Source organism: Sphingomonas sp. Leaf28 (assembly GCF_001421685.1).
GTDB lineage: Bacteria > Pseudomonadota > Alphaproteobacteria > Sphingomonadales > Sphingomonadaceae > Sphingomonas > Sphingomonas aurantiaca.
This window is the reverse complement of record NZ_LMKX01000010.1, coordinates 379,333-405,755: the sequence shown is the minus strand read 5'-3', so window position 1 is coordinate 405,755 and position 26,423 is coordinate 379,333. Positions and strand designations below refer to the sequence as shown.

The window sequence follows — 26,423 nt, the reverse complement described above, 5'->3', positions numbered from 1 at the left end:
TCCCCGAATAACCACAGTTGCGCGCGCATGAAATCGGGCGCAGCATTTGCAGCATGCGCAGGTGGCTGGGCCCGTTGCTGTTCGTGATCACCGCCCAGGCGAGCGCCCAGGACGCCGTGCTCCCGCGCCAAAATGCTGCACCCCCAACGGCTGCAGCATCCGCAGCAGACCCCGATGCCGCGACGCTGTTGTTTGGCGACGACCAAACACGGATGACAGTGCCGGTGACGATCGCCGGCGCGGGGCCCTTTCCGTTCATCGTCGATACCGGCGCGCAGCGGACCGTCATCGCGCGCGAGCTGGCCGCCACGCTCGGCCTCGCGCCGGGCCGGACGGTGCGCGTGACGGGAATGACCGGATCGGAGCGGGTCACCACCGTCGTCATCCCCTCGCTCAAGGTCAGCGTGATCGGGAGCGCACCGATCGAGGCGCCAGCGATCGGCGCGATCAACCTCGGTGCGCGCGGGCTGCTCGGGATCGACACGTTGCAGGATCACGCGGTGACGATCGACTTCGACACCAACGTGATGACGGTCACCCCGTCGCGCAAACGCCGCATCCGCGAGCGCGCCGCCCCCGACGAGATCGTCATCCGCGCGCGCAGCCTGTTCGGGCAGCTTGTCGTCACCGACGCCTATTGCAACGGCATCCGCATCCGCGTGATCCTGGATACCGGCACCTCGATCAGCATGGCCAATGGCGCGCTGCGCCGGAAGGTGACTCGCAAGGCGCTGGGGGGCGCGGATCGGACTCAGACGGTCTCGCTGACCGGGGTCACCGGCGAGACGGTGGTGGCCGACTATACCACGATGGACCGGGTCTCGATCGGCAGCCTGTCGCTGGGCGACCTGCCCGTCGCGTTCACCGCGGTCGACGCGCCGCCGTTCGCGGTATTCGGCCTGGCCGAGCGGCCCGCGATGCTGCTGGGGATGGACGTGCTGCAACTGTTCCGCCGCGTCGACATCGATTTCGCCAACCGCGAGGTGCGGCTGGCGTTGCCGCGCGACGCCCGCCGCCGCTGAGGTTGCGTAACCGCGCATTCGCTGCAACTCTCCTGCACGACACGATAAAGGGGACGATAATGCGCGCGACGGGCTGGCTACTTACGGCGGCGATACTGACCACGCCGATCTCCGCGCAGGCGCAATCGCGGCCCGACCAGAAGGCGTTTTTCGGGCTCTACAAGGAACTGGTCGAGACCAACACGACGCTGTCGGCGGGCAGCTGCACGCAGGCCGCCGCGCAGATCGGCGCGCGGCTGAAGAGCGCGGGCTATGCGGATGCCGACCTCACCTATTTCTCGGTGCCCGAGCATCCCAAGGACGGCGGGCTGGTCGCGGTGCTCAAAGGATCGGACGCGAGCGTCAAGCCGATGTTGCTGCTCGCGCATCTCGACGTGGTCGAGGCCAAGCGCGAGGACTGGGTGCGCGATCCGTTCAAGCTGATCGAGGAAGGCGGCTATTATTACGCACGCGGCACCGTCGACGACAAGGCGCAGGCGGCGATCTGGTCCGACGCGATGATCCGCTTCAAGACGTCCGGGTACACGCCCAAGCGCACGATCAAGCTGGCGCTGACCTGTGGCGAGGAGACCACGTTCGCGTGGAACGGCGCGCAGTATCTGGCGAAATCGAAGCCCGACCTGATCGCGGCGGAGTTCGCGCTGAACGAAGGCGGCGGCGGACGGCTTGACGACAATGGCAAGCGTCAGCTGCTCGCGATCCAGGTGGGCGAGAAGGCCGCGCAGAACTACACGTTCCTTGCCACCAATCCCGGCGGACACAGCTCGCAACCGACGCCGGAGAACGCGATCTACGAACTCGCCGATGCGGTGAAGGCGGTGCAGGGCTATGAATTCCCGGTGAAGTTCACCGACACGACCAGGGCGTTCTTTGCGGCGAGCGCGAAGGCGATGCCGGGCGAGATGGGGACGGCGATCACGAAGCTGCTCGCCAATCCGGAGGACAAGACCGCGGACGCGATCGTCAGCCGTGACAAGGCGATGCATTCGACGCTGCGCACGACCTGCGTGGCGACTCTGCTGAACGCAGGCCATGCGGAGAACGCGCTGCCGCAGCGCGCGACCGCGAACATCAACTGCCGGATCTTTCCGGGGGAAACGGTCGACGGCACGCTCGCCAAGCTGAAAGAATTGGCGGGGGCGAAGGTGACGGTGACGGCCAACCAGCCGGTGCGGCCGACCGCGATTCCGCCGACGCTCGACCCGAAGATCATGGGGCCGGTGACGAAGGTCGCGGCGAAGCACTTTCCCGGGCTGCCGATCCTGCCGCTGATGTCGACGGGCGCGACCGACGGGATTTTCTTCGAGGCGATCGGGATCCCCGTCTATGGCGCGCCCGGCGTGTTCATCGACAAGGATATGGGCGGGATCCACGGGCTGAACGAGCGGATCCGCGTGGCGTCGCTCTACGACGGCCGGGATTATCTGTTCGATCTGGTGAAGGCGTTTGCGGGGTGACTTCTGGTCCCTCTCCCCTCGGGGAGAGGGAAGGAGGAGCCGTAGGCGACGGAAGGGTGAGGGGCGTGAGGCTCGGGACGGTCCGCTCCAACGCCCCTCTCCCTTCCCACGGCAAGGGCCGCGGGCCCCTTCCCTCTCCCCGGAGGGGCGAGGGAGGTTAGACGGTGACCTGTTCGCCTAGCTCTAGCACCTTGCCGGGGGGGATCTTCAGGAAGTCGGTCGGATCGCTGGCGTTGCGCTGCAGGAACAGGAAGATCCGGTCCTGCCAGGGCGGCATGCCCTTTTCCGCATCGGGCTTCAGCGTGTTGCGGCCGATGAAAAAGGAGGTTCGCATCGGGTCGAGCCCGAGCTGCTCTGTCTTGTTGCCCACCCCGAGATCGCGCGGCACGTCGGGCGATTCCATGAAGCCATAGGTGAGCACGACAATCGAGAAATTCTCGTCGACGCGCTCGACCTTGGCGCGGCTCGCCTCGTCGACGAACGGGCGGTCGGCGGTGCGGATGCTGACGATCAGGTTGCGCTCGTGCAGCACCTTGTTGTGCTTGAGGTTATGCAGCAGCGCGCCCGGCGTCGCATGCGGGTTCGCGGTCAGGAACACCGCGGTCCCCGAGACGCGCTCGGGCGGGCGCTTCTCGAGCGCGGCGGCGAGGTCGCTGAGCGGGATGCTCTGGCGCTTCTCGAACGCGCTGACGATCTTCTTGCCGCGGACCCAGGTGTAGATGATGAGGCCGATCGACGCGGCGATGACGAGCGGCACCCAGCCGCCCTCGATCACGCGGAGGATGTTCGCGCCGAAGAAGATCAGGTCGAGCGTCAGGAACGGCAGGATCGCCGCCAGCGCCAGCGGCCGCGACCAGTTCCAGCGATGGCGCACGACGATGTAGGCGAGCAGCGTGGTGACGACCATCGTGCCGGTCACCGCGATGCCGTACGCCGCGGCCATTGCCGACGACGTCTTGAACTGGACCACGAGCACCAGCACGCCGATCAACAACAGCCAGTTGATCGCGGGGAGGTAGATCTGGCCGGCGAACACCGCGGAGGTCTGGCGGATGCGCAGGCGGGGCAGCAGGCCGAGCTGGATCGCCTGCTGCGTGAGGCTGAACGCGCCGGTGATGACCGCCTGGCTGGCGATCACGGTGGCGAACCCGGCGAGGATGATCAGCGCCGGGCGCAGCGATTCGGGCGCCATCAGGAAGAACCAGTCCTGATTGACGAAGGGGATGCCCTGCCGCGCCGCATCCTCAAGCTTGGCGAGCGCGAACGCGCCCTGCCCCAGATAGTTGAGCGCGAGCGCGGGGAAGACGAGGAAGAACCAGCCGATGCGAATCGGCAGCTTGCCGAAATGGCCCATGTCCGCGGTCAGCGCTTCGGCACCGGTGACGGTCAGGAACACCGCGCCGAGCACGAACAGCCCGGTGACGCCGTGCGTGGCGAGGAACGAAATGCCATAGGTCGGCAGGAACACGCGGACGATCGAGGGCTCGTCGGCGATGTGCCAGATTCCGAGCGCGCCGATCGTGACGAACCAGAGGATGCAGACCGGGCCGAACAGTTTCGACACCTGCGCGGTGCCGCGCGCCTGGATCATGAACAGCGCGATCAGGATTCCGATCGTCAACGCGCGCACCACGCCTTCGTTGAAGATGTGCGCCGCGCTCGGGATCGTCCGCAGGCCCTCCATCGCGGACAGCACCGACAGCGCAGGCGTAATGATCGCATCGCCGTAGAACAGCGACGCCCCCGCCGCGCCGAGCACGATCGCAATCCGCGACCGCATGCCGAGCGCGCGGCGGGCCAGCGCGGCAAGCGCCAGCACGCCGCCCTCGCCCTGGTTGTCCGCGCGCATCAGGAAGATGACGTATTTGACCGTGACGACGAGGAACAGCGACCAGAGCGCGAGGCTCAGCACGCCGAGGATCTCGCTCGGGTCGATGCCGCCCGCCGAGGTCTGGCCCAGCGCCTCGCGGAATGCGTAGAGCGGGCTGGTGCCGATATCGCCGAACACGACGCCGATCGCGCCGACGGTCAGCGCGGCCAGCGCCGGATGGGGATGCAGATGCGCCGCGGACAGATCCGACGGCGCCGCTTGCTCGGCGGTCGCGTCGGTCACAACTGCGGTCTGGGGTGTTCCGGCTACGGACGTCATGGCGCGAAGAGCGCTCCTCCTGATGGGACGGCGCGCTTTACGCCGATTGGGGGCATGCGCAAGTCCTGCCGACCTGTTGCCGCTTTGACGCGAAGGCGGGTTGATTCACTCCGCGCGCAGCGGCATGGCAGGCAAATGGTTCCCTTTTCGTTCGGCGGACATGCGCTTCTGGCGTTGGCGCAAGGCGCGCTGTTCTGGCCGGAGCGGCGCGCGCTGCTGGTCGCCGACCTGCATTTCGAGAAGGCGAGCTGGTTCGCGCGGTCGGGCCAGATGCTGCCCCCCTATGATTCGATCGCGACGCTGGCCGATCTGACCGCGCTGGTCGCGGCGACCGGCGCGCGCGAAGTCTGGTGCCTGGGCGACAGCTTCCACGACAGCGACGGGTGCGAGCGGCTGCCGCCGCGCGCGCAGGCGATGCTCCAGGCGATGACGCAGGCCACGCGCTGGACGTGGATCACGGGTAATCACGATCCGGCGATCCTCGATCGGTGCGGCGGGACCGTGGTGGATCAAGTCGTCGTCGACGGGCTGGTGCTGCGCCACGAAGCCGACCGCGCGGAGACGCGGCCCGAGCTGTCGGGGCATTTCCACCCGAAGCTGCGGTTGCGCGTGCGCGGGAAATCGGTGGCGCGGCGGTGTTTCGTGGCGACCGCGACGAAGCTGATCCTGCCTGCGTTCGGATCGCTGACCGGGGGACTGGATGTCGATCATCCCGAAATCGTTCGCGCGGTGGGGGCGGGCGCAGAGGCGATGGTGCCGGTGGCGGACCGGATGCTGCGGTTTCCGGTTGCGGCCTGAACTTCCGTCATCCTGACGAACGTCAGGATCCAGGATCACGAGCGTAGCCCCTATTGGCTCTGGATCCTGACTTTCGTCAGGATGACGGGGGGGGGGCGTCGAACGCTGTCAGTTCGAAATCGTCGGGAACGCCGCACGGAATGCGGCGACCTTCGGCTTGTCCCACGTGACGACATACGGATGCGTCGGGTTCCGGTCGTAGAAATTCTGGTGATACGCCTCGGCCGGATAGAAAGCGCCGGTCTCGAGTTTGGTCACAATCGGGCCGGAAAAGACGTGCGCCGCCCCCAGCTGGGCGATGTACGCGCGAGCAACTTGCGCCTGCGCGGGCGACTGCGGGAAGATCGCCGAGCGATAGCTGGTGCCGCTATCGGGGCCCTGACGGTTCAACGTCGTCGGATCATGCGCGATCGAGAAATAGACGCGGAGCAGCGTCCCGTAGCTCACGACTCGGGGATCATAGGCGATCCGGATCGCCTCGGCGTGTTTGGTCGTCTCGGCCGAGACCTGGTCGTAGGTCGCGGTGGCCTTGGTGCCGCCCGCGTAGCCGGTCGTGACCGTCTTCACGCCCTTCACATGCTCGAACACCGCCTCCATCGTCCAGAAGCAGCCGCCGGCGAGCACCGCGGTCTGGATACCGGGCGCGGGCGGCAGGTCTGTCTTGACGGCGGGGATGACGACGGCGCGGGCGCCCTGCGCGGCACCGGTGGAAAGAATCGCACCGGCGATACCGACGGCGGCGAGCGTGGCGATGAGCGGCTTTTTCATGTTTAGATACATGGGGTTGCCACTCCGTTTCGCCAAGCCGTCCGGGTGTTTATCGCGTGATGGGCGCGCTGTGTTCGAAATGGCTTGCGAAGGTCTGGCGCGCCTCGGCGGGCTGCAGCGCGAGCAAGCCGATGGCGCCGAGGACGAAACCGCCGCTGAACTGCCAGAAGAAACTCGACTTTACGATGCTGCGCATGATGCGATCCCAATGAAACCAATGACGATGCCAACCGGATAGGTCAGCATCAGCTACGTACCGGCATGTCGTGGAGATGCCGGCCAACCACAATGTCGTTTTTAGAAACTCTCGATTAACGCGGCGTGGCCGATGCGTTCATCGTGCAGCAGGCATCGCCCGGCAGGATTGCCGGGCGATGTCGCCGCGTTTCCGAAATGTTGCTCCAGCCGCAAATCCTCCCCCGCCAGGGGGAGGTGTCGCCGACAGGTGACGGAGGGGGAGGACACGGAGCAGAGGTTATCCCTTTCCTCCCCCTCCGTCTGGCAAGGGCCAGCCACCTCCCCCTTGCGGGGGAGGATCAGGCAGTTATTTCAGCGCGGCGCAGGCCGTCTGGATGCGTGTGCACGCCTCGCGCAGCAGCGCGTCCGAGGTCGCATAGCTGATCCGGAACGCCGGCGAGAGGCCGAACGCCGCGCCCTGCACGACGGCGACCTTCGCATCGTCGAGCAGATAGCCGACCATCGCCTCGTCGGTGTCGATCAGGCGACCGTTCGGCGTCGTCTTGCCGATCAGTTCGGCGAACGACGGGTAGACGTAGAACGCGCCCTCCGGCGTCGGGCAGTGCATGCCGTCGATCTCGTTCAGCATCGACACGACCAGGTCGCGGCGGCCCTGGAACGCGGTGTTGCGCTCGGCGAGGAACGACTGGTCGCCGTTGAGCGCGGCAACCGCCGCGGCCTGCGCGATCGAGCATGGGTTCGAGGTCGACTGCGACTGGAGCTTGGCCATCGCCTTGATCAGCCACGCCGCACCGCCGGCATAGCCGATCCGCCAGCCGGTCATCGCATAGGCCTTCGAGCAGCCATTGACGGTCAGCGTGCGCTCGAACAGCTCGGGGCACGCCTCGGCGATCGTCGCGAACTTGAAGCCGTCATAGACGATATGCTCGTACATATCGTCGGCGAAGATCCAGACGTGCGGGTGCTTCGCCAGCACCGCGCCCAAGGCCTTCAGTTCGTCGATCGTGTAGCCGGCGCCGGTCGGGTTCGACGGCGAGTTGAGGATCACCCACTTGGTTTTTGGCGTGATCGCCGCGTCGAGTGCTGCGGGATCGAGCTTGTAGCCCACCTCGGGGCCGGCCTTGACGATCACGGGCACGCCACCGGCGAACTGCACGACGTCGGGATAGCTGACCCAATAGGGCGCGGGGATCACAACCTCGTCGCCCGGATCGATCGTCGCGACCATCGCGTTGAACAAGGTGTGCTTGCCGCCGACGTTCACGCTGATCTGATCGGTGGTGTAGGTCAGGCGGTTGTCGCGCGCGAACTTGGCGACGATCGCCTGCTTCAGCTCGATCGTGCCGTCGACATTGGTGTATTTGGTCTTGCCGTCGCGGATCGCCTGGATCGCGGCTTCCTTGACGAAGTCGGGCGTGTCGAAATCGGGTTCGCCCGCGCCCAGCCCGATCACGTCGACGCCCGCGCGCTTCAGTTCGAGAACGCGGCTAGTGATCGCGAGCGTCGGCGAAGGGCTGATGCGACCGAGCGCGGCAGATGCGTGCATGCTGGAACCTTTGCGGTTGTCCGCAGATTTCGCCTGCGGAATTCGCGCGGGCTATACGCCCCGCGTCACCGATTTCGCAACCGCAACAATCGCCGGAATGAGGCCACGAACCGCATTTCCGATGAAGAATCCGCCGGCAAGGTCCGCGCGGGTGAGCGGCGCCTCGATCGCGCGCGCCGATTCGACCAGCTCGGCCCGCAATATGCCGGGGAGCAGGCCGTTCCGTAGCGGCGGCGTCACGAGCACGTCGCCGCGCGGCACGAACAATGAGGTGAAGCTGCCTTCGGTGAGGAAGCCGTCGGCATCCTCGAACAGCACCTCGAACGTGCCGGCAGCCTTGCGCGCCGCGTCGTAGAAGCCGCGCGCGCTCGTCTTGTGGCGGAGGCGGAAGTCGGCGGGCGCGACCGGCAGCGGGACGATCGCGACGTGCGCCTCGGCCGGCGAATGCGGCAGCGGTGCCGCCTCGATCGCGATCGCGCCCGACGGGCTGAGCAGCAGGCGGATCCGGCGGGGGCCGCGCAACCGGAAGGTCGCGGCCTGGAGCTCGTTGCGCGCGGTGTGGCGATCGAAGGTGAAGCCGAGCCGTTCCGCACTGGCCTTCATGCGTGCAAGATGCGCTTCGAGGCGGGTGAGCCCGTCGTCGGGATCGAACGCCATCGTCTCGATCAGGTCGAACGGGCGCTGCCCGGCGGTGACGAACGCGCCCTTGGCGTGGCATTCCGCCCATTCGGCGTCGGCCGCGCTGTCGGCGACGATCCCCGAGCCGAGACTCATCGTCGCCACACCGTCCTCGATCGCGATCGTGCGGATCGCGACGTTGAAGATCGCGTCGCCGCTCGGATCGAAACGACCGATCGCGCCGGTGTAGATGCCGCGGGTGCGGGCGTGTTCGACCTCAGCGATGACCTCCATCGCGCGTTGCTTGGGCGCGCCGGTGATCGAGCCGCACGGGAACAGCGCGGCGAGCACGTCGACCGCGTCGCAGCCGGGCTTGAGCGTGGCGGTGACGGTCGAGGTCATCTGGTGGACGGTCGGATAGGTCTCGACAGTGAACAGGTCGGGGACCGCGACGTGGGTCGCGACTCGCGACAGGTCGTTGCGCATCAGGTCGACGATCATCAGGTTTTCGGCGCGCTGCTTCGGATCGGTCGCGAGCGCCTCAGCAGCCATGCGGTCGGTATCGGGCGTTTCACCTCGTGATGCCGTTCCCTTCATCGGGCGGCAGGTGAGCGTGTCGCCGTCGAGCGCGAAGAACAGTTCGGGGGAGAGCGACAGGAAGCGCGTCTCGCCGGTATCGATTAGTGCGCCATAGCCCGCCCGGGCCTGGCGGCGGAGCCGGGCGTAGAGCGCGAGCGGGTCGCCGACGAACGGCACGGTGGCGGCAAAGGTGAGGTTCGCCTGGTAGATGTCGCCCGCCGCGATCAGGTCGAGCACGCGATTGAGGCTGGCGTCATAGGTGTCGCGGTCGATGAGTGGGCGTGGCGCGCCCGTCCACGCGCCTGCGGGATCGGGGAGCAGCGCGGCGACATCGTGCGCGGCGATCGTCTCGTACCCGGCGAACAGGCCGAACCAGAGCAGCGGCCCCTCGGTGCGGACGTCGAGCGGCTTCGATGCGAGGGCGGCGCCAGCTTCGTAGGTCAGGTAGCCGGCGGCGTGGAGACCGTCTGCGCGGGCGGCGCGCAGGGCGTCGAGCGCGGGGCGGACTTCGGCGAGCGTGTCGGCGCGGACGATCCGGATAGGATCGCGGTACAGCCGGGCTGGAGCCCCGCCCTCGCGGGCGTCGTCGAGCAAAACGAAGGGCGCAGTCCACATCGTTGCGACTGTTGCACGGGCCGCGGGGCAAATCGCAAGCGGCGATTGCTCCAACCGATGCGCTATCCTATTTCGAGGCCATGACAAATCCTCCCCTCCGCGCCGCGATCGTCCCCGTCACGCCGATCCAGCAGAACTGCACCATCATCTGGTGCACCGCGACGATGAAGGCGGCGGTAATCGATCCGGGCGGCGACCTGCCGCGGATCATGGCGGCGGTCGAACAGGCGGGCGTGACGGTCGAGAAGATCCTGCTGACGCATGGCCATATCGATCATGCAGGTGGCGCCAAGCGGCTGTCGAACGATCTGGGCGTGCCGATCGAGGGGCCGCACGAGGCGGACCGGTTCTGGTTGCAGCGGCTCGATCAGGATGGGCCGAAATACGGGATTTCCGGCGTCAATTTCGAGCCCGACCGGTGGCTGGTCGAGGGCGACACGGTGTCGGTCGGGGATCTCGTCCTCGATGTGTACGAGACGCCGGGGCATACCGAGGGGCATGTGATCTTCCACCACGCGCCGTCGAAGTTCGCGCAGGTCGGCGACGTGCTGTTCCAGGGGTCGGTCGGGCGGTCGGACATGCCGGGTGGCAATCACCAGGTGCTGGTGAAGTCGATCGTCGAGAAATTGTGGCCGCTGGGGAGCGATACGAGCTTTATCCCGGGGCATGGGCCGGCGAGCACGTTTGCGCATGAGCGGGCGACGAACATGTTCGTGAGTGATCGGGCGCTGGCGGCCTGACCGCCGTTCACAACCCTGTCTGTTCCCCCGCGGAGGCGGGGGTCCAGGGTACCGGGCGATAGCGTTCGTGACCCTGGGCTCCCGCCTTCGCGGGAGAGCAGGAAGAACCGCCACCCTTCCAACGCCGCCACCCCGGCGAAGGCCGGGGCCCAGTTGGGGAACGAAGATTGGTGGAGGTCGCGCTCCGTTACGGCAACCTTTCCAACTGGACCCCGGCCTTCGCCGGGGTGGTAGTGCGCGTGGGCTAGATCCTACTTCCGCTCGCCCGCCGTCTCGGCCCGCACCGACTTGAACTCGGAGCCATCGCGCCATTCCGGCCACGACCGGCTGTTTGCGAGCTTCGTCCCGATCGTCTGGAACAGCCCGATATCCTGCGCGGCGCCGCGCAGATCCCAGTCCGGGCGCCAGGCGTCGCACGTCTGGTGATAGCATTTCATATAGCCGTCGAGCCACGCCTGCCCCGCCGTCCGCCCGCCCGTCACGAGATCGGGCGCACCGCTGATTGCCATCAGCAGCAGCGTCGGCACGCCGCGGCGCGCGACCGAGAAATGATCGGCGCGGTAGAACAGCCCGCGTTCGGGAAGCGCTTCGGGGGTTACCGCGCGGCCCTGCGCCTTGGCGGCATCGCCGAGCATGTCCTCGAGGCTGTTCTGGCCTGCGCCGACGAGCATGACGTCCTTTGCGGGACCCGCGGTCTGGAGGATGTCGAGCGTCAGGTTGGCGACCGTCTTCGCGGCGGGATAGACCGGGTTCACCGCATAGGTTTCGGAGCCGAGCAACCCGCGCTCCTCGCCGCTCCAGAGCGCGAAGACGAGACTGCGGTCGGTCCGCGGTGCCTTGGCGAAGGTGCGCGCGAGTTCGAGCACGCCCGCCACGCCCAGCCCATCGTCGTTGGCACCGGGCCGGATCGTGCGGCCCTGCGCGTCGGGCGCGCCGATCCCATAGGCATCCCAGTGCGCGCCGAACATCACGACCTCGTCGGGGTGGGTCTTCCCCGGCAGCTTTGCCAGCACGTTGCGGCTCTCGGCGGTGTCGTGCTTGACCGGCAGGTCGGTGGTGAACGCCTGTTTCAGCGGCACCGGGCGGAAGTCGCTGCGGCGTGCCGCCTTGCGCAAGCCGGCGAGGTCGAGGCCGGAGGCGGCGAACAGCCGAGTCGCAGCGCCACCCTCGAGCCAGCCCTGGAGCATCACCCGCGATTCGGGATCCTTCCGCACGATGTCGTAATTCTCGCCAGCCGGCGCCGTCACCGTGGACCAGCCATAGCCGGCGCCCGGCGTATCGTGGACGATCAGCGCCGCGACGGCACCCCGCCTTGCCGCCTCCTCATATTTGTACGTCCAGCGGCCGTAATAGGTCATCCGGCGATCGCCGAACTTGCCCTTCGAATCGTCACCGGCGATCGCCTCGAAGTCGGGATCGTTGACGAGGAAGACCGCGACCTTGCCCTTGAGATCGAGCCCCTTGAAGTCGTCCCAGCCGCGTTCGGGCGCGCTGACGCCGTAGCCGACGAACACCATCGGCGCGTTGGCGATGGCGACGCGGTCGACCCCGCGGACGGTGCTGAGATAGACGTCGCGGCCCTGCACCAGCGGCGTGGTGCCGGCGCGGACGGTGCCGGTGCCCATGCGCGTGTGGACGAGCGGTACGGGTTGCGTCCAGCTGCCGTTCGGGCCGCCGGGCTGCGCCTTCATCGCCTTGAACTGCGCGATCAGCCAGTCGATCGTCTTGGTCTCCCCCGGCGTGCCGGGCGCGCGCCCCTCGAACGAGTCGGACGCGAGCGTCTTCACGTCGGCGGACAGGCGCTCGGGCGAAATCTGCGCGACGGCAGGCGATGCCGTCAGCAGCGCTGCGGCGGCAAACAGGCGAAGCGCGCTCATGCGCGGCCTCCCGACGGCACGACCTGGAAGGTCTTGGCGGCCGGGACCGTGTTGGCCTGATAGGCGATCGTCAGCGCCCAGCCCGCGAGCAGCGCCATCAGCGCCCAGGTCGCCAGCGCGCCGCCTGCGCGCGGTATGCTCGACGTCGGCCGGTCCATCCCGAACGCATGCGCGACTCGGGCGATCACGAACACCGCGCCGGCGATCCAGAGCCAGGTCGTCGACCCGCCCGCGAGTTCGATAAGGCCGATCAGGATCAGGATGAACGGCGCATATTCGGTGAAGTTCGCATGCGCGCGCATCCGGCCCTGCAACAGCGCATCGCCATTGTCGCCGATCAGGACGTTCCCCTTCACGCGCATCGGCACGATTCGGAACGCGAGCCATAGATTGACGACGGCAGCAGCCGCTGCGATCGTCAGCGTCACGGGTAATATCACGGCGTTGCCCCTCGTTGGATGTCGGATCGGGTCCTGCCACCCCGGACCAATGGTTGCAACGCGGGGGGCCAATGCTTGCAACGCGGGACGAAATCGCTATAGCGCCACGCTTCGCGAGCGTCAGGCCGCATGGGTTGCTTCAGGCGGCCGGCATTCATGTCGGTTGCCGAGTTCCGTGTCCAGGCGTACTCGGAGCCCCGACCTTTAGATTGAACAAGGTGCCGAAATGGCCGTCCCCAAAAGAAAAACCTCGCCCTCCAAGCGCGGCATGCGCCGTGGCCACGACTCGCTCACGATCGCGTCGTTCCAGGAATGCCCCAACTGTGGCGAACTGAAGCGTCCGCACAACCTGTGCGGGTCGTGCGGTCACTATAACGGTCGTGAAATCCTCTCGATCGAGGGCTGAGGCTTCCGTCCGGAACCTCTAACTTGAACGAAGGATTGACGATGCCCGACAGCGGCTGGATCGCGGTCGATGCGATGGGTGGCGACGACGGGCTGGCAGTAATGCTCGCCGGCGTCGCGCGCGCGCGTCATCGATTCGAGGGCATGCGCTTCATACTGGTCGGCGACGAAGCTGCGATTCGCGAAGAGCTCAAGGCTCATCCGAACCTGTCGCAGAATTCCGAGATCGTCCACGCCCCCGAGGTCGTCGGCTCGAGCGAAAAGCCGAGCCAGGCGATCCGGCGGGCGAAGAAGACGTCGATGGGCATCGCGATCGACCTGGTGAAACAGGGTCGCGCCGCCGCTGCGGTGTCGTCGGGTAACACCGGCGCGCTGATGGCGATGGCGAAACTGTCGCTGCGGATGCTGCCCGGGATCGACCGGCCGGCACTCGCGGCGCGTCTGCCGACCCTGGGCGATACCGACATGGTGATGCTCGACCTCGGTGCGAACACCGAGTGCGATGCGCGCAACCTCGTCCAGTTCGCGATCATGGGCGCCGCCTATGCGCGCACTGCGCTCGACATCCCGCACCCCCGGGTCGCGCTGCTGAATATCGGCAGCGAGGACATGAAGGGTACCGACGAGATTCGCGACGCTGCAGCCCAGCTGCGCGCGACGCCGTCGGTCGACATGCAGTTCAACGGCTTCATCGAGGGCGACCGGCTGTCGCGCGGCGAGGTCGATGTCGTCGTGTGCGACGGCTTTTCGGGCAACATCGCGCTCAAGACCGCCGAGGGCACCGCGCGATTCGTCGCCGACCTGCTCAAGCGTGCGTTCCGCAGTTCGGTCCGCTCGAAGCTCGGCTTCCTGATCTCGAAGCCGGCGACCGAATTGCTGCGCGATCACCTCGATCCCAATAATCACAACGGCGCGGTCTTTCTCGGGCTCAACGGCATCGTCGTGAAGAGCCATGGCGGCGCCAACGAGCGCGGTGTCGCGACCGCGATCGGCAATGCCGCCAAGATGGTCCGCAACGACCTGGTACGGCGGATCGCCGACGATCTCGGCAATGTGGAGAAGGCGGCATGATCCGTTCGGTCGTCATGGGCACCGGCTCCGCCCTGCCCGCCCACCGGGTCTCGAACGCTGAACTCGCGGAGACCGTCGATACCAGCGACGAGTGGATCGTCGAACGCACCGGGATCCGCTTTCGCCACATCGCCGGCGAAGGCGAGACGACCGCGACGCTGGCGGCCGACGCGTGCAAGGCCGCGCTGGCCGCAGCCGGGATCGATGCGCAGAGCATCGACCTGATCGTGCTCGCCACCGCGACCCCCGACCAGACGTTTCCTTCTAGCGCCACCAAGGTGCAGGCAATGCTCGGGATCGACGACTGCGTCGCGTTCGACGTCGCCGCGGTGTGCTCGGGTTTCCTCTACGCGGTCCAGGTCGTCGACAGCATGATCCGCAGCGGTGTCGCCAAGCGCGCGCTGGTGATCGGCGCGGAGACGTTCAGCCGCATCCTCGACTGGGAAGACCGGACGACGTGCGTGCTGTTCGGCGATGGCGCCGGCGCGATCGTGCTCGAGGCGCAGGACACCGCGGACGCGGACGGGCGCGGGATCCTGACGACCAAGCTGCACGCCGATGGGCGGCACAACGAGCTTCTGTACGTCGATGGCGGCGTCTCGACGACCGGCACCGTCGGCAAGCTGCGCATGAAGGGCCGCGAGGTCTTCCGCCATGCGGTGACCAACCTGGCGTCGGTGATGACCGAGTCGCTGGCGATGGCGGGGCTCGGCGCGGACCAGGTCGACTGGGTCGTGCCGCATCAGGCGAACGCCCGGATCCTCGATGCGACCGCGCGCAAACTGGGCCTCGCACCGGCCAAGGTCGTCGTCACCGTCGACCAGCATGCCAACACGTCCGCGGCGTCGGTGCCGCTCGCGCTGGACGTCGCGGTCCGCGACGGGCGCATCCAGCAGGGACAGATCGTCATCCTCGAAGCGATGGGTGGCGGCTTCACCTGGGGCGCTGCGGTTATCCGCTTCTAATCGTTTCCAAACATGCCGGGCCGCTTGTAGAACAAAAGTTCTTCCGCTCGCCTTCGCGCATGTGTAGGAGAAGCGCCGGGTGTGGGAGCTTGCAATGACGATGACCGGTACTTTGACGCGGGCCGATCTGGCCGAATCCCTCCACCGCGAGGTGGGGCTGTCGCGTGCTGATTCCTCCAAGATCGTTGAACAGATCCTTGCCGAGATGTGCGGTGCACTGTCCGGCGGCGAGAACGTCAAGATCTCGGGGTTCGGCACGTTCGTGCTTCGCGACAAGGGCGAGCGCGTGGGGCGCAACCCCAAGACCGGCATCGAGGTGCCGATCGCACCGCGCCGCGTGCTGACGTTCCGGGCGAGCCAGATGATGCGCGAGCGCATTGTCGGCGCCACCGATCCGCGTGCCTGACGACGCCGATGCCGTCTCGATGAACGACGATACCCCGCCGTCGGCGAACAAGGCGGGGGCAGCGTTCCGGACGATCGGCGAATTGTCGCGCGATACCGGTCTGCCACAGCATATCCTGCGCTATTGGGAAACGCGCTTTCTCCAGCTCAAGCCGCTGCAGCGCGCGGGCAACCGGCGCTATTATCGGCCCGAGGACGTCGCGCTGGTGCGGCGGATCGACCAGTATCTGAACCGCGAGGGCTATACCGTCCGCGGCGTGCAGCAGCTCCTGGCGGGCGAGAAGACCGCGCCGCCTGCAATCCCCGGCCCTGCCGATATCGTGGCGCAGGCCGAATCGCCGATGCCCGCGCTGCGCGCGATCCGCGACATGCTCGCCGAGGCGCTGGCGGCGGACTGAACTTCAGACCACCGGGTTCGTCATCCCCGCGCAGGCGGGGATCCATATTGGCTAACCTCAGCAATCGATCCGCACGCGTTTGAGCATACGGGTCCCCGCCTCCGCGGGGATGACGACCGATTGCGGTCGCGGTCCCTTACCGTTCCCGCGTGGCGGCGAAGCGGATCTTGGCATAGCGCTCCGCGATGTAGTTCACTTCCCATGCGCTTTTGGCGAGGAAGACGGGGTTGGCGTCGCGATCCTTGGCCATCGCGCCGCGGTTGATCTCGGCGAAGGTCTTGAGCTCCTGCGGGTCTTCCGCCGAAATCCAGCGCGCGGTCTCGTACGGCGCGGGCTCGAGCCCGGCCGCGACCTTATACTCCGCATCGAGGCGCGAGAGCAGCACTTCGAGCTGCAGCTGCCCGACGACGCCAATGATCCAGTTCGAGCCGATGTCGGGGTAGAAGACCTGCGTCACCCCCTCCTCCGCCATGTCGTCGAGCGCCTTGCGCAACTGCTTGGTCTTGGTGAAGTCCTTGAGCACGACGCGGCGCAGGATTTCGGGGGCGAAGTTCGGCAGGCCGGTGAAGCGGATCGCGGCGCGTTCGCTCAGCGTGTCGCCGACGCGCAGCGTGCCGTGGTTGGGGATGCCGATGATGTCGCCCGGAAACGCCTCGTCCGCCAGCTCGCGGTTCTGCGCGAAGAACAGGATCGGCGAATGGACCGCGATCGGCTTGCCGTGGCCGGTGGGGGTCAGCTTCATGCCGCGCTTGAACACGCCCGAGCACAGCCGCATGAACGCGATGCGATCGCGGTGGTTGGGGTCCATGTTCGCCTGCACCTTGAACACGAAGCCGGTGACTTCGGGCTCGTCGGGCGAGACGGGGGCGGGCTCGGCGGGCTGCGCGCGCGGCGGCGGGGCGTAGTCGGCGAGTGCTGCGATCAGTTCGGCGACACCGAAATCCTTGAGCGCCGAGCCGAAATACACCGGCGTCAGATTGCCCGCGCGATACGCCTCGGCGTCGAAGCTCGAATAGCCGCCTTGCGCGAGTTCAGCCTCGTCGTTCAGGCGGACGATGCCTTCGGGGCTGAGGATCTTGGCCAGCTCAGGGTCGTCGATGCCCGCGAACGGGATCGCCTTGCCCATGAATTCGCGGCTGTCGCCTTCGGGGCGGCTGAGCGTGTTGGCGTAGAGATCGTACACGCCCTCGAACTCGCCGCCCATGCCGACCGGCCAGCTCATCGGACAGACGTCGAGCTGAAGCATCTCCGCCACCTCGTCGAGCAGCGAGAACGGGTCGCGGCCTTCGCGGTCGACCTTGTTGACGAAGGTGATGATCGGCACGTTGCGCAGGCGGCAGACCTCGAAGAGTTTGCGCGTCTGCGGCTCGATGCCCTTGGCCGCGTCGATCACCATGACCGCTGAGTCGACCGCGGTCAGCGTGCGATACGTGTCTTCGGAAAAGTCTTCATGGCCCGGCGTGTCGAGCAGGTTGAAGGTGATCCCCTGGCGTTCGAACGTCATGACCGACGACGTGACCGAGATGCCGCGCTGCTGCTCGATCTTCATCCAGTCGGAGCGCGCACGGCGGTTCTGGCCGCGCGCCTTCACCTCGCCCGCGAGATGGATCGCGCCACCGAAGTACAGCAGCTTCTCGGTCAGCGTGGTCTTGCCGGCATCGGGATGCGAGATGATCGCGAAGGTGCGGCGGGGAAATTGGGTCATGGCGTGGATCCGGGGAGCCGAGTCGGGGCTCGGAAGGTAAGGAAATTCAGGCTACGTACCGCTCGGAATCCCCTCCCCGCGCGGGACGCGGCGGGGTCGGGAGGAGAAGGCTTGCAGCGATCATCGCGTGCTATTGGCAGATGCGGGGCGTGTAGGACAGAGGGGAGACATGAGTCATCCTCTCCGTTTGGACCGATGTTCGATCCTCCCCCGCCAGGGGGAGGTGGCGCGAAGCGTCGGAGGGGGAGGACACGGAACAGCGGTTTCCCTTACCTCCCCCTCCGTCTGGCGAGTGCCAGCCACCTCCCCCTGGCGGGGGAGGATCGTTGGGTCAGCGTTCGTGTGGGACCAGCGTCACGCTCATGGTGATGATCTTCGTGTCGCCCGCCGCGACCTCGAACACGCCGGGCTTGGCGCGATAGTCGCCCGTATAGCCTTCGGGGTCGGCGATGCCGTGCCAGGGTTCGACGCAGACATACGCCGCGCCGGGCTTGGTCCAGATGCCGAGCTTGGGCGTGTCGGGGAAGGCGATCTGCAACTGCGGGCCGGTCTTGGCGCCGAAGGTCACCGAATCGGAATGGATCGGGTCCCAGACGAGCGCGTCCTTGGCAAAAAGTTCGTCGCGCAGGGCGATCACGCGATTCTCCACCGGCGAGGGGCGCTCGTCGACAGCGATCTGGCCGTCGGGGCTGATCGCTTTCAGCAGACCGGGTTCGTCGGCGGCGAAGGTAATGCGGTGGTCGGCGCGGGGCTCACCGTAGGGGAGCGGCCAGGCGAAGGCGGGGTGGAAGCCGAAGCTCGCCGGCATGGCGGCGTCGGTGCGATTGTGTATGCGCGCCTCGATCGCCAGCGTCGCGCCGTCAAACGTGAAGACGATGTCGAGCGCGAAGGCGAACGGGTAGGCTTTCCGGGTTTCCTCGGTGTCGGTGAGGCGGAAGGTGGCGGACGTTTCGGTGTGTGCGATGACATCGAACGTCGAGTGGCGCGCGAAGCCGTGCTTCTGCATCGGGTAGGCTTGGCCGTCGAGGCGGATGACGCCTTCGTTGACGACGCCGACGACGGGGAAGAGGATCGGCGCATGGCCGGTCCAGAATGCCGGGTCGGCGTTGGTCATCAGCTCGCGGCCGTCGGCGTCGAGCAGGTGCGTGAGTTCGGCGCCGTGGGGGTTGATCCGGGCGGTGAGTTGGTCGTTGGCGATCGTGATCAGGTCGGTCATGGGGTTCCTTCCGTTGGGCTCGAACAGGCTTGCGCGGCGTTGCTTGCTGCTCGGCCCGACCCGCGCGGCTCCGGGCTAGGCGTCCCTGGCGTCCTGTCCGCCATTACACCTGTTCCCCAACTGGGCCCCGGCCTTCGCCGGGGGGGGTGTTGGGGGCGGCTTTACCCGCGCAGGCTCGCGCCCTGCTTGGCGGCTGCGGCGACGACCTTGTCGGCCACCGCCTTGATCTCCTCGTCGGTGAAGCTCTTGGCGGTGGGTTGCAGGACGATCTCGACCGCGACCGACTTGTGGCCGTCCTCGACGCCCTGGCCGGTGAACACGTCGAACACGCGCGCGGAGACGATCGCGGCCTTGTCGGCCCCCTTGACCGCGCGGACCAGCGTGTCGGTGGCGAGCGCCGCCGGCACGAGGAACGCGAAGTCGCGGCGGACTGCCTGGAGCGCGGGCGGCGTGTAGGCGGGACGCGCGAAGCCGGACGCGCGCTTGGGTGGGATTGCGTCGAGATAGACTTCGACGGCCGCGACCGCGCCATCAAGGTCGAACGCCTTCAGCACCGACGGGTGGAGCATGCCGAAGCTTGCCAGCACCGTCTTCGGTCCGAGCCGGAGCGTGCCCGACTGGCCGGGGTGCCAGGCATCGCCCGCCTCCCCCATGACCTGAAGGTTGTCGACGGGCGCGCCCAAGGCGGCGAGCAGCGCCAGCGCTTCGGCCTTGGCGTCATACGCGTCGAAGCTCGCAGCCTTGCCCTCGCGCCAGCCGCGCGGGCGGCGGTCGCCGGCCAGCACGACGCCCAATGTCGCGCGTTCGGCGTCGGCGAGGTAGCGGCGGCCGATCTCGAACAGGCGGACGCTCTGCTGGCCGCGCTTGAGGTTGCGCCCCGTTGCGGCGAGCAGACCGGGGAGCAGCGAGGGGCGCATGACCTTCAGGTCTTCGCTGATCGGGTTGGCGAGCGTCCACGCGCCGCCGCCGAACGGTGCGGCTTCGGCCTCCGAGAGGAAGCTCCACGTCACCGCTTCGTCGAGTCCGCGGGCTGCGGCGGCGCGGCGCGCGCGACGTTCGAGCTTCTGCTCGGGCGTGGCGGTCGGCTTGGCGACGCCGGGCATGCGCGGCAGCGGCGTCGAGGGGATGCTGTCGATGCCCTCGATCCGGACGACTTCCTCGACGAGGTCGGCGGGGCCGTCGACGTCGCGGCGCCAGCTCGGAACCGTGACCGGCCATTTGCCCTCGATCGTCGAGAACAGCGCGTCGCTGAACGCATCCGCGCTCTTGATCGCGCCGATCGTGAAGCCGAGCGACAACAAAGTGCGGGCCTGGCGTTCGGGGGCGACGTGGAGGCCGCCTAGGTCGGCGCTGAGGCGCGGGTCGTAATGGATCACGCGCGGCTCCGACGGTGCTTCGCCCGAGCGCGTGACGGCGCTCGCGGTACCGCCGCAGATGTGGAGCACGAGCGCGGTGGCGATCGCGAGGCCGTCTTCGAGGAACGCCGGATCGACGCCGCGTTCGAATCGGCTGCGCGCGTCGGAGGTGAGCGTGAGTGCCTGGCCGGTGCGCGCGATGTGGTCGGGATCGAAATAGGCGCATTCGATCAGCACGTCGGTGGTGTCCGCGGAGACGCCCGAATGCTCGCCGCCCATGATGCCGCCGATGTCGTGCACCGCCACATCGTCGGCGATGACGGTCATGCTGGCGTCGAGCGTGTAGGTCTTGCCGTTGAGGGCGACGACCTGTTCGCCGTCCTTGGCCTTGCGCGCGACTAGGCCGCCCGACAGCTTGGCGCGGTCATAGACGTGCAGCGGGCGGCCGAGGTCGATCATCAGGTAATTGGTGATGTCGACGAGCGCGGAGATCGGCTTCTGGCCGATCGCGAGCAGGCTGCGGCGCATCCAGTCGGGGGAGTCGCCGTTGGTCACGCCGGTGACGGTCTGGGCGAAGAAGGCGGGGCAGCCGTCCGAGTCCAGCGTCGCGACATCGGGTCCGTCCCCAGCCCCTGTGCCGTCATTCCCGCGAAGGCAGGAATCCACTTCACCATTCGCGCTTGCCGCGCCGTGGATCCCCGCCTCCGCGGGGATGACGGAGGGGGTGGGGTTGGCGGCGGGGGCTGCGGTGACAGAGGTGGGGATGATCAGTGGCGCGAGCGTGCCCATGCCGGCCGCGGCGAGATCGCGCGCGATGCCGCGCACGCCCATGCAGTCCTGGCGGTTGGGGGTGATCGCGACGTCGATGACGGGATCGGTGAGCCCGGCATAATCGGGATACGGCGTGCCGATCGGCGCGTCCGCGGGCAGCTCGATGATGCCGTCGTGATCCTCGCCGAGCTCGAGCTCGCGCGTCGAGCACATCATGCCGTTCGACTCGACGCCGCGGATGCTCGCGAGCTTGAGCGTCACGTCGAGACCGGGGACGTAGGCGCCGGGCGCACCGAACACGCCGATCAGCCCGGCGCGCGCGTTGGGCGCGCCGCAGACGACCTGGAGCGGGCCATCGCCCGCGTCGACCGACAGGATCTGCAGCTTGTCGGCCTGCGGATGGCGTTCGGCGCTGAGCACCTTGGCGATGCGGAACGCGGCGAGCTTCTCGCCCGGATTCTCGACGCCTTCGACCTCGAGGCCGATACGGGTCAGCGCGTCGACGATCTGGTCGAGCGTGGCGGTGGTGTCGAGGTGCTGCTTGAGCCAGCTGAGCGTGAATTTCATGCGCCGACTCCTGCCGACAGAGTGGGAACGTCGAGGCTCGAGAAACCATAATGTTTCAGCCAGCGGATATCGCCGTCGAAGAACGGGCGGAGGTCGTCCATGCCATATTTGAGCATCGCGAGACGGTCGATTCCGCAGCCGAACGCGAAGCCCTGCCACTCGTCGGGATCGAGCCCGCACGCCTCGATGACCTTGCGGTGGACCATGCCGCTGCCGAGGATCTCGAGCCAGCCATCGGGTTCGGCGCCGCCGACGACGCGCTTGCCCTTGACCAGCGTGTAGCCGACGTCGATCTCGACCGAGGGTTCGGTGAACGGGAAGTAGCTCGGGCGCATCCTGAGCACGATGTCGTCGCGCTCGAAGAACGCCTTCACGAAGGTCTCGAGCGTCCACTTCAAGTGGCCGAGCGTGATGCCCTTGTCGATCACGAGGCCCTCGACCTGGTGGAACATCGGTGTGTGCGTGGCATCCGAGTCCGAGCGGTAGGTGCGGCCCGGCGCGATGATGCGGATCGGCGGCTTCTGCGACAGCATCGTGCGGATCTGGACGGGCGAGGTGTGCGTGCGGAGCAGCGAGAAGGTGGTCTTCTCGTCGGCGGTGCCCGCGGCCTTCGCGTCGATCCCCTGCTGGAGATAGAAGGTGTCGTGCATCGCGCGCGCCGGATGCGTCTCGGGAATGTTGAGCGCGGAGAAGTTGTGCCAGTCGGTCTCGATCTCGGGCCCGGTCGCGACCGCGAAGCCGAGGTCGGCGAAGATCTCGGCGAGTTCGTCCATGACCTGGCTGACCGGGTGGATCGTGCCGGGCGTGGGCGCGTCGGCGGGCAGCGTCATGTCGAGCGTTTCGCTCGCGAGGCGCGCGTCGAGCGCGGCGCGTTCGAGCGTCGCTTTCCGTTCGGCGATGCCGTTCGCCACAGCCTCACGAAGCCCCTGGATGAGCGGGCCCTGGACGAGGCGCTCGTCGGGGGTCATCTTGCCGAGCGTTTTCAGCAGCGCGGTGATCGTGCCCTGCTTGCCGAGCGCCTCGACCCGGCACGCCTCCAGCGCGTCGAGGCCGGATGCCGCGGCGATCGCCGTCAACATGTGTTCGCGCATCTGGTTCAGGTCTTGCGTCACTGTTTCGAAATCCTAACTTCGTCATCCCCGCGGAGGCGGGGATCCATACTGGCTGCCGTAGCGCCTCTATACCTGGCCCCTTAGACGAAGGCCCCCGCCTAGCGGGAACGACGACCTGAAACGGGGTCCAATCCCAAGCCGATCGCCAGATCGTCCCAGTCAGGATTGTCACGCTCGATCAGGGTCACCTTCCAGTCGCGGTTCCACTTCTTCAACTGCTTCTCGCGCGCGATCGCAGCGTCCATCGTGTCGGCCATCTCATAATGTACCAGCCGCACTACGTCGTAGCGGGACGTGAACCCCTTGATCAACCCTTCGCGATGCTGTTGCAGCCGTCCGAGCAGGTTCGACGTCACGCCGATATAGAGCGTACCGTGCTTGCCGCTGGCGAGGATGTAGACGCAGGGTTGCCGGTCCATCACTTCTCCCGTCATTCCCGCGAAGGCGGCAATCCATAGTGGCGGACCGTGCGGATGATCACAACGGCTTGCCAATATGGATTCCCGCCTTCGCGGGAATGACGGAGGTGGGAGCGACGGAAAGCATCGGCGCCAGACGCAGAAAAGGGCGCCGGTGGTTTCCCACCGGCGCCCTTTCGCAAACACATCTCAGTCGCGGATTACGCGGCCTGGGGGAGTGCTGCCTTTGCCTGTGCGACGATCGCGCTGAAGGCTGCGCCCTCGTGCATGGCGATGTCGGCCAGGACCTTGCGGTCGAGTTCGATACCCGCAAGCTTCACGCCGTGCATGAACTGCGAATAGGTCAGACCCTCGGCGCGGACGCCGGCGTTGATACGCTGGATCCAGAGGCCACGGAACGTGCGCTTCTTAACCTTGCGGTCGCGATATGCGTACTGTCCGGCCTTTTCGACGGCCTGACGGGCGATGCGGATGGTGTTCTTGCGACGGCCATAATAGCCCTTCGCCTGAACCAAAATACGCTTGTGCTTGGCGCGGGTGGTAACACCCCGTTTTACGCGTGCCATTGTCTAATTCCTTCTCAGCTCAACGCAGGCCGTAAGGCGCCCAGGCCTTCACTGCTGCGGTATCGGCCTTGGACAGCAGCTTGGTGCCGCGGTTCTGACGGATGTACTTGCCGTTGTGATGCGCCAGACGGTGACGCTTGCCGGCGACGCCGTGCTTGAGCAGGCCGGTGGCGGTGAGCTTGAAGCGCTTCTTGACGCCGCTCTTGGTCTTCAGCTTGGGCATTTTTATCCTTTCGGTTGACGAAGGAAAACGCTGAAATCGCCGCGGCAGCCCACACTGGCCGGGCGATTCGTCGAACGCGTATTCCTTCGAGGAAGCGGGGCCGATAGCCGCATTAATAAGGAATCTCAACCCGCATTCCCGCGTTAATCAGGAATCCTAACCCGCATTCCCGCATTCATGCGGCGTCCGACCATAGGTGGAACCGCTACGCCCGCCATGCGATAGGCTTATCATGGACGCCAGCCCGACGCAGCCGATCGACGCCCCCTCCCCGGCCCCAGGACCCGCGGACACGCCAGCGCGTCGCAAGCGGCGGATCCTGCGCAACATTCTGATCGGGATCGTCGCGGTGTTCGCCGCGATCTGGCTGGTGCTCTACATCACCAAGGGCCGCTTCCTGAAGCATCCGTTCGAGCGGATCGTCGGGTCGATGACGCACCGCACGGTGACGGTCGGCGGCGACTTCCAGCTCTATTTCGCGCCGTTCCGAATCAAGTTCTACGCCGAGCGCTTCACGCTCTCCAATCCCGACTGGGCGAGCAGGCCCAACCTGTTCAAGGCGGACAAGCTCGACACGCGGATCGCGCCCTTGTCGCTGCTCTTCGGCAAACGTCGGCTGTACTGGCTCGATCTCGTCAACGGTGCAGTCGATCTGGAGTGGAATGCCGCCCACACGGCCAACACATGGACGTTCAGCGAGAAGAAGGGCGGCAAGCCGCTCGAATTTCCGCGGATCGACGTGGCGACGGTGACGGGCACGACGGTGCGCTATCTCGATCCGCGGATGCGCGTGCTGGCCAACCTCGACGTCGCGGACATCCGCTCGGTCGATGCGACGATCGGCCGCGCGGTCGGCCTCAAAGGCACCGGCCGGCTGCGCGAGACGCCGTTCACGGTGACGGCGCAGCTGCTGTCGCCCGACGCGACCGCCAATCGGGGGCAGAACAAGCTGGTCGCGCGGATGCGCGCAGCGGGCAATGTGATCGACGTCGCGGGCACGCTGCCCAGCATCGCCGATATCGAGAACGTCCCGCTCGCGGTCACTGCGCGCGGCGCCAATCTGTCGACGCTGCTCGGCGTGATCGACGTCGCGATTCCGAACACGCGGACCTATCGGCTGCGCGGGCAGCTCGTGAAGCAGGGCGACGAATACCGCTTCACGCGGATTACCGGGATCGCGGGCAAGACCGATCTGGCGGGCACGCTGACCATCACCAATGGCGAGCGGATCCACCTCGATTCGGTGCTGGCGACCAAGAGCCTCGACATCGTCGATGCCGCGCCGTTCATCGGCTATAATCCGGACATCGTCGAATCGAAGGGCGCGGTGGCCGCCGCCGCGGCGACGGGTGCGGGCGCCCAGCGCCTGCTGCCCAATGCAAATCTCCCGATCGAGACGATGCAGATCTTCGATGCCGACCTGAAATGGACGATCGGCGTGGTCCGGTCGAAGAACATCCCGATCTCGAACGTCGACCTGACCCTCGATCTCGAGCGCGGGCGGCTTGCGCTGTCGCCGCTGACGTTCGCGATGGCGCGCGGCAACGTCGCCTCCGACGTGGTCTTCGACACGCGGTCGCGGCCGAGCGCGGTGTCCTACGACATCCGCCTCGCGCCGACGCCGCTGGGGCGGTTGCTGAAGGGCTATGGCCTTGCCGAGGCGGGGACGACGGGAACGATCAAGGGGCGGATCGAGCTGAAGGGACGCGGCGATTCGATTCACGAGTCGCTGGCGTCGTCACGCGGGCGGATCGCGTTCGTGATGCCGTCGGGCGCGCTGTCGGTGCGCAACGTCCAGCTCGCCGAGCTCGACATCGGCACGTTTGCGCAGCGGATGTTCCAGGGGAAGCTCAAGGAGCCGGTGCAGGTGAATTGCGGGCTGATCGGCTTTACCGTGCGCGGCGGCGTCGCGGCGGCGGATCCGATTCTGATCGACACGCGCAAGAACGTGATCGTCGGGCGCGGCGGGTTCAGCTTCCGCAACGAGGCGGTCGACCTGGCCTTCCGCGCGGATTCGAAGAAGTTCAGCCTGTTCGCGGGCCAGTCGCCGGTGGGAGTCGGCGGCATGTTCGCCGCACCGCAGCTCAACGTGATCTCGAAGGATCTGCTCGCGCGGGTCGGGACCGGGCTTGGGCTCGCGCTGGTGGCGACGCCGGTGGCGGGCATTCTGGCGTTCGTCGATGTCGGCGATGCAAAGTCGACCGCGTGCGGCCCGGTGCTGGCGGGGGCGACCGCGCAGGCGCAGCGGACGACCAAGGGCCAGCCGCGCGACGACGTGGGACACGGCACCACCGCCAAGGCCGAGGATGGGAAGCCGTCCACTGCCGAGGGGAAAGCGCAGAAGAAGAAGTTCCTCGGGATCTTCTGAATCATGCGCGAGGCTCGCGGGGCGATCGACGGGGTTTGCTCTACCACCCCCGTTACCCCGGCGAACGCCG

General features: G+C 67.1%; 24 protein-coding genes. 10 read left to right on the top strand and 14 right to left on the bottom strand.

Annotated features, from left to right (window positions below; all coding sequences use genetic code 11):
* Window positions 1-53: 53 nt before the first annotated feature.
* Both ASE79_RS17335 and ASE79_RS17330 read left to right on the top strand, forming a co-directional pair.
* Window positions 54-1,022: an aspartyl protease family protein gene (locus ASE79_RS17335; RefSeq protein ID WP_082445405.1), complete on the top strand. Its 969-nt coding sequence runs from the start codon at window positions 54-56 to the stop codon at window positions 1,020-1,022.
* Window positions 1,023-1,081: 59 nt separating this feature from the next.
* The gene (locus ASE79_RS17330; RefSeq protein ID WP_056419546.1) at window positions 1,082-2,479 is read left to right on the top strand and encodes a M20/M25/M40 family metallo-hydrolase; all 1,398 of its coding nucleotides are present in this window, start codon (window positions 1,082-1,084) and stop codon (window positions 2,477-2,479) included.
* Between the two features lie 157 nt (window positions 2,480-2,636).
* Here the strand turns inward: ASE79_RS17330 and ASE79_RS17325 are convergent, their stop codons facing one another.
* On the bottom strand, window positions 2,637-4,628 hold the full coding sequence (locus ASE79_RS17325; protein ID WP_082445404.1) for a potassium transporter Kup: 1,992 nt from the start codon (window positions 4,626-4,628) through the stop codon (window positions 2,637-2,639).
* Between the two features lie 135 nt (window positions 4,629-4,763).
* On the opposite strand from ASE79_RS17325, the gene pdeM reads away from it, so the two are divergent.
* Window positions 4,764-5,426, top strand: a complete 663-nt coding sequence (pdeM, locus tag ASE79_RS17320; RefSeq protein ID WP_056419542.1) for a ligase-associated DNA damage response endonuclease PdeM — start codon at window positions 4,764-4,766, stop codon at window positions 5,424-5,426.
* Between the two features lie 108 nt (window positions 5,427-5,534).
* Here the strand turns inward: pdeM and msrA are convergent, their stop codons facing one another.
* The 4 genes from msrA to pabB all read right to left on the bottom strand — a co-directional run bounded on the left by msrA (window position 5,535) and on the right by pabB (window position 9,750).
* Entirely contained in the window at window positions 5,535-6,194 is a 660-nt protein-coding gene (gene msrA, locus ASE79_RS17315) for a peptide-methionine (S)-S-oxide reductase MsrA (RefSeq protein WP_056419784.1), read from the bottom strand.
* 49 nt (window positions 6,195-6,243) lie between these two features.
* Window positions 6,244-6,390 carry a hypothetical protein gene (locus tag ASE79_RS21475; protein WP_200910403.1) on the bottom strand — a complete coding sequence of 49 codons (147 nt, stop codon included), beginning with the start codon at window positions 6,388-6,390 and terminating at the stop codon, window positions 6,244-6,246.
* Window positions 6,391-6,738: 348 nt separating this feature from the next.
* On the bottom strand, window positions 6,739-7,938 hold the full coding sequence (locus ASE79_RS17310) for a pyridoxal phosphate-dependent aminotransferase (RefSeq protein ID WP_056419539.1): 1,200 nt from the start codon (window positions 7,936-7,938) through the stop codon (window positions 6,739-6,741).
* Window positions 7,939-7,989: 51 nt separating this feature from the next.
* Entirely contained in the window at window positions 7,990-9,750 is a 1,761-nt protein-coding gene (gene pabB / locus ASE79_RS17305) for an aminodeoxychorismate synthase component I (RefSeq protein WP_056419537.1), read from the bottom strand.
* 80 nt (window positions 9,751-9,830) lie between these two features.
* Here pabB and ASE79_RS17300 point away from each other — a divergent pair, with 80 nt between their 5' ends.
* Window positions 9,831-10,490 carry an MBL fold metallo-hydrolase gene (locus ASE79_RS17300; RefSeq protein ID WP_056419535.1) on the top strand — a complete coding sequence of 220 codons (660 nt, stop codon included), beginning with the start codon at window positions 9,831-9,833 and terminating at the stop codon, window positions 10,488-10,490.
* Between the two features lie 251 nt (window positions 10,491-10,741).
* Here the strand turns inward: ASE79_RS17300 and ASE79_RS17295 are convergent, their stop codons facing one another.
* Together ASE79_RS17295 and ASE79_RS17290 are read right to left on the bottom strand one after the other, a co-directional pair.
* On the bottom strand, window positions 10,742-12,367 hold the full coding sequence (locus ASE79_RS17295; protein WP_056419533.1) for a M28 family metallopeptidase: 1,626 nt from the start codon (window positions 12,365-12,367) through the stop codon (window positions 10,742-10,744).
* Window positions 12,364-12,807 (bottom strand): MAPEG family protein, encoded by a 444-nt coding sequence (locus ASE79_RS17290; RefSeq protein ID WP_056419531.1) that lies wholly within the window; start codon window positions 12,805-12,807, stop codon window positions 12,364-12,366. The genes ASE79_RS17295 and ASE79_RS17290 overlap by 4 nt, the downstream gene beginning before the upstream one ends.
* A 226-nt stretch (window positions 12,808-13,033) precedes the next feature.
* Here ASE79_RS17290 and rpmF point away from each other — a divergent pair, with 226 nt between their 5' ends.
* The 5 genes from rpmF to ASE79_RS17265 all read left to right on the top strand — a co-directional run bounded on the left by rpmF (window position 13,034) and on the right by ASE79_RS17265 (window position 16,051).
* Window positions 13,034-13,213 (top strand): 50S ribosomal protein L32, encoded by a 180-nt coding sequence (gene rpmF, locus ASE79_RS17285; RefSeq protein WP_056054400.1) that lies wholly within the window; start codon window positions 13,034-13,036, stop codon window positions 13,211-13,213.
* Window positions 13,214-13,254: 41 nt separating this feature from the next.
* Window positions 13,255-14,283, top strand: coding sequence for a phosphate acyltransferase PlsX (plsX, locus tag ASE79_RS17280; RefSeq protein WP_056419528.1), 1,029 nt, complete (start codon window positions 13,255-13,257; stop codon window positions 14,281-14,283).
* Window positions 14,280-15,248: a beta-ketoacyl-ACP synthase III gene (locus ASE79_RS17275; protein WP_056419524.1), complete on the top strand. Its 969-nt coding sequence runs from the start codon at window positions 14,280-14,282 to the stop codon at window positions 15,246-15,248. Before plsX ends, ASE79_RS17275 begins: the two co-directional genes overlap by 4 nt.
* A 94-nt stretch (window positions 15,249-15,342) precedes the next feature.
* Window positions 15,343-15,654, top strand: coding sequence for an integration host factor subunit alpha (locus ASE79_RS17270; RefSeq protein ID WP_056419521.1), 312 nt, complete (start codon window positions 15,343-15,345; stop codon window positions 15,652-15,654).
* A 19-nt stretch (window positions 15,655-15,673) separates the two neighbouring features.
* A complete protein-coding gene (locus ASE79_RS17265) occupies window positions 15,674-16,051 on the top strand; it encodes a MerR family transcriptional regulator (RefSeq protein WP_056419781.1) in 378 nt (125 codons plus the stop codon).
* Window positions 16,052-16,187: 136 nt separating this feature from the next.
* Here ASE79_RS17265 and ASE79_RS17260 read toward each other — a convergent pair whose 3' ends face one another.
* The 7 genes from ASE79_RS17260 to rpmI all read right to left on the bottom strand — a co-directional run bounded on the left by ASE79_RS17260 (window position 16,188) and on the right by rpmI (window position 23,985).
* Complete coding sequence (locus ASE79_RS17260) at window positions 16,188-17,756, bottom strand: peptide chain release factor 3 (RefSeq protein ID WP_056419518.1); 1,569 nt, start codon at window positions 17,754-17,756, stop codon at window positions 16,188-16,190.
* 331 nt (window positions 17,757-18,087) lie between these two features.
* Entirely contained in the window at window positions 18,088-18,972 is an 885-nt protein-coding gene (locus ASE79_RS17255) for an aldose 1-epimerase family protein (protein ID WP_056419514.1), read from the bottom strand.
* A gap of 161 nt (window positions 18,973-19,133) precedes the next feature.
* On the bottom strand, window positions 19,134-21,665 hold the full coding sequence (pheT, locus tag ASE79_RS17250; RefSeq protein ID WP_056419512.1) for a phenylalanine--tRNA ligase subunit beta: 2,532 nt from the start codon (window positions 21,663-21,665) through the stop codon (window positions 19,134-19,136).
* Window positions 21,662-22,756, bottom strand: coding sequence for a phenylalanine--tRNA ligase subunit alpha (gene pheS / locus ASE79_RS17245; protein ID WP_200910411.1), 1,095 nt, complete (start codon window positions 22,754-22,756; stop codon window positions 21,662-21,664). Before pheS ends, pheT begins: the two co-directional genes overlap by 4 nt.
* Window positions 22,757-22,875: 119 nt before the next feature.
* Window positions 22,876-23,196 carry a GIY-YIG nuclease family protein gene (locus tag ASE79_RS17240; RefSeq protein WP_056419509.1) on the bottom strand — a complete coding sequence of 107 codons (321 nt, stop codon included), beginning with the start codon at window positions 23,194-23,196 and terminating at the stop codon, window positions 22,876-22,878.
* A 200-nt stretch (window positions 23,197-23,396) separates the two neighbouring features.
* Window positions 23,397-23,762: a 50S ribosomal protein L20 gene (rplT, locus tag ASE79_RS17235; RefSeq protein ID WP_031395288.1), complete on the bottom strand. Its 366-nt coding sequence runs from the start codon at window positions 23,760-23,762 to the stop codon at window positions 23,397-23,399.
* 19 nt (window positions 23,763-23,781) lie between these two features.
* A complete protein-coding gene (gene rpmI, locus ASE79_RS17230; protein ID WP_031395289.1) occupies window positions 23,782-23,985 on the bottom strand; it encodes a 50S ribosomal protein L35 in 204 nt (67 codons plus the stop codon).
* 232 nt (window positions 23,986-24,217) lie between these two features.
* Here rpmI and ASE79_RS17225 point away from each other — a divergent pair, with 232 nt between their 5' ends.
* The gene (locus tag ASE79_RS17225; RefSeq protein ID WP_156359741.1) at window positions 24,218-26,353 is read left to right on the top strand and encodes an AsmA family protein; all 2,136 of its coding nucleotides are present in this window, start codon (window positions 24,218-24,220) and stop codon (window positions 26,351-26,353) included.
* Window positions 26,354-26,423: the final 70 nt, after the last annotated feature.

Coding starts and splice junctions, on each gene's coding strand:
- ASE79_RS17335 (WP_082445405.1), top strand. CDS start 54: ATGCGCAGGTGGCTGGGCCCGTTGCTGTTCGTGATCACCGCCCAGGCG.
- ASE79_RS17330 (WP_056419546.1), top strand. CDS start 1,082: ATGCGCGCGACGGGCTGGCTACTTACGGCGGCGATACTGACCACGCCG.
- ASE79_RS17325 (WP_082445404.1), bottom strand. CDS start 4,628: ATGACGTCCGTAGCCGGAACACCCCAGACCGCAGTTGTGACCGACGCG.
- pdeM (WP_056419542.1), top strand. CDS start 4,764: ATGGTTCCCTTTTCGTTCGGCGGACATGCGCTTCTGGCGTTGGCGCAA.
- msrA (WP_056419784.1), bottom strand. CDS start 6,194: ATGAAAAAGCCGCTCATCGCCACGCTCGCCGCCGTCGGTATCGCCGGT.
- ASE79_RS21475 (WP_200910403.1), bottom strand. CDS start 6,390: ATGCGCAGCATCGTAAAGTCGAGTTTCTTCTGGCAGTTCAGCGGCGGT.
- ASE79_RS17310 (WP_056419539.1), bottom strand. CDS start 7,938: ATGCACGCATCTGCCGCGCTCGGTCGCATCAGCCCTTCGCCGACGCTC.
- pabB (WP_056419537.1), bottom strand. CDS start 9,750: ATGTGGACTGCGCCCTTCGTTTTGCTCGACGACGCCCGCGAGGGCGGG.
- ASE79_RS17300 (WP_056419535.1), top strand. CDS start 9,831: ATGACAAATCCTCCCCTCCGCGCCGCGATCGTCCCCGTCACGCCGATC.
- ASE79_RS17295 (WP_056419533.1), bottom strand. CDS start 12,367: ATGAGCGCGCTTCGCCTGTTTGCCGCCGCAGCGCTGCTGACGGCATCG.
- rpmF (WP_056054400.1), top strand. CDS start 13,034: ATGGCCGTCCCCAAAAGAAAAACCTCGCCCTCCAAGCGCGGCATGCGC.
- plsX (WP_056419528.1), top strand. CDS start 13,255: ATGCCCGACAGCGGCTGGATCGCGGTCGATGCGATGGGTGGCGACGAC.
- ASE79_RS17275 (WP_056419524.1), top strand. CDS start 14,280: ATGATCCGTTCGGTCGTCATGGGCACCGGCTCCGCCCTGCCCGCCCAC.
- ASE79_RS17270 (WP_056419521.1), top strand. CDS start 15,343: ATGACGATGACCGGTACTTTGACGCGGGCCGATCTGGCCGAATCCCTC.
- ASE79_RS17265 (WP_056419781.1), top strand. CDS start 15,674: ATGAACGACGATACCCCGCCGTCGGCGAACAAGGCGGGGGCAGCGTTC.
- ASE79_RS17260 (WP_056419518.1), bottom strand. CDS start 17,756: ATGACCCAATTTCCCCGCCGCACCTTCGCGATCATCTCGCATCCCGAT.
- ASE79_RS17255 (WP_056419514.1), bottom strand. CDS start 18,972: ATGACCGACCTGATCACGATCGCCAACGACCAACTCACCGCCCGGATC.
- pheT (WP_056419512.1), bottom strand. CDS start 21,665: ATGAAATTCACGCTCAGCTGGCTCAAGCAGCACCTCGACACCACCGCC.
- pheS (WP_200910411.1), bottom strand. CDS start 22,756: ATGCGCGAACACATGTTGACGGCGATCGCCGCGGCATCCGGCCTCGAC.
- ASE79_RS17240 (WP_056419509.1), bottom strand. CDS start 23,196: ATGGACCGGCAACCCTGCGTCTACATCCTCGCCAGCGGCAAGCACGGT.
- rplT (WP_031395288.1), bottom strand. CDS start 23,762: ATGGCACGCGTAAAACGGGGTGTTACCACCCGCGCCAAGCACAAGCGT.
- rpmI (WP_031395289.1), bottom strand. CDS start 23,985: ATGCCCAAGCTGAAGACCAAGAGCGGCGTCAAGAAGCGCTTCAAGCTC.
- ASE79_RS17225 (WP_156359741.1), top strand. CDS start 24,218: ATGGACGCCAGCCCGACGCAGCCGATCGACGCCCCCTCCCCGGCCCCA.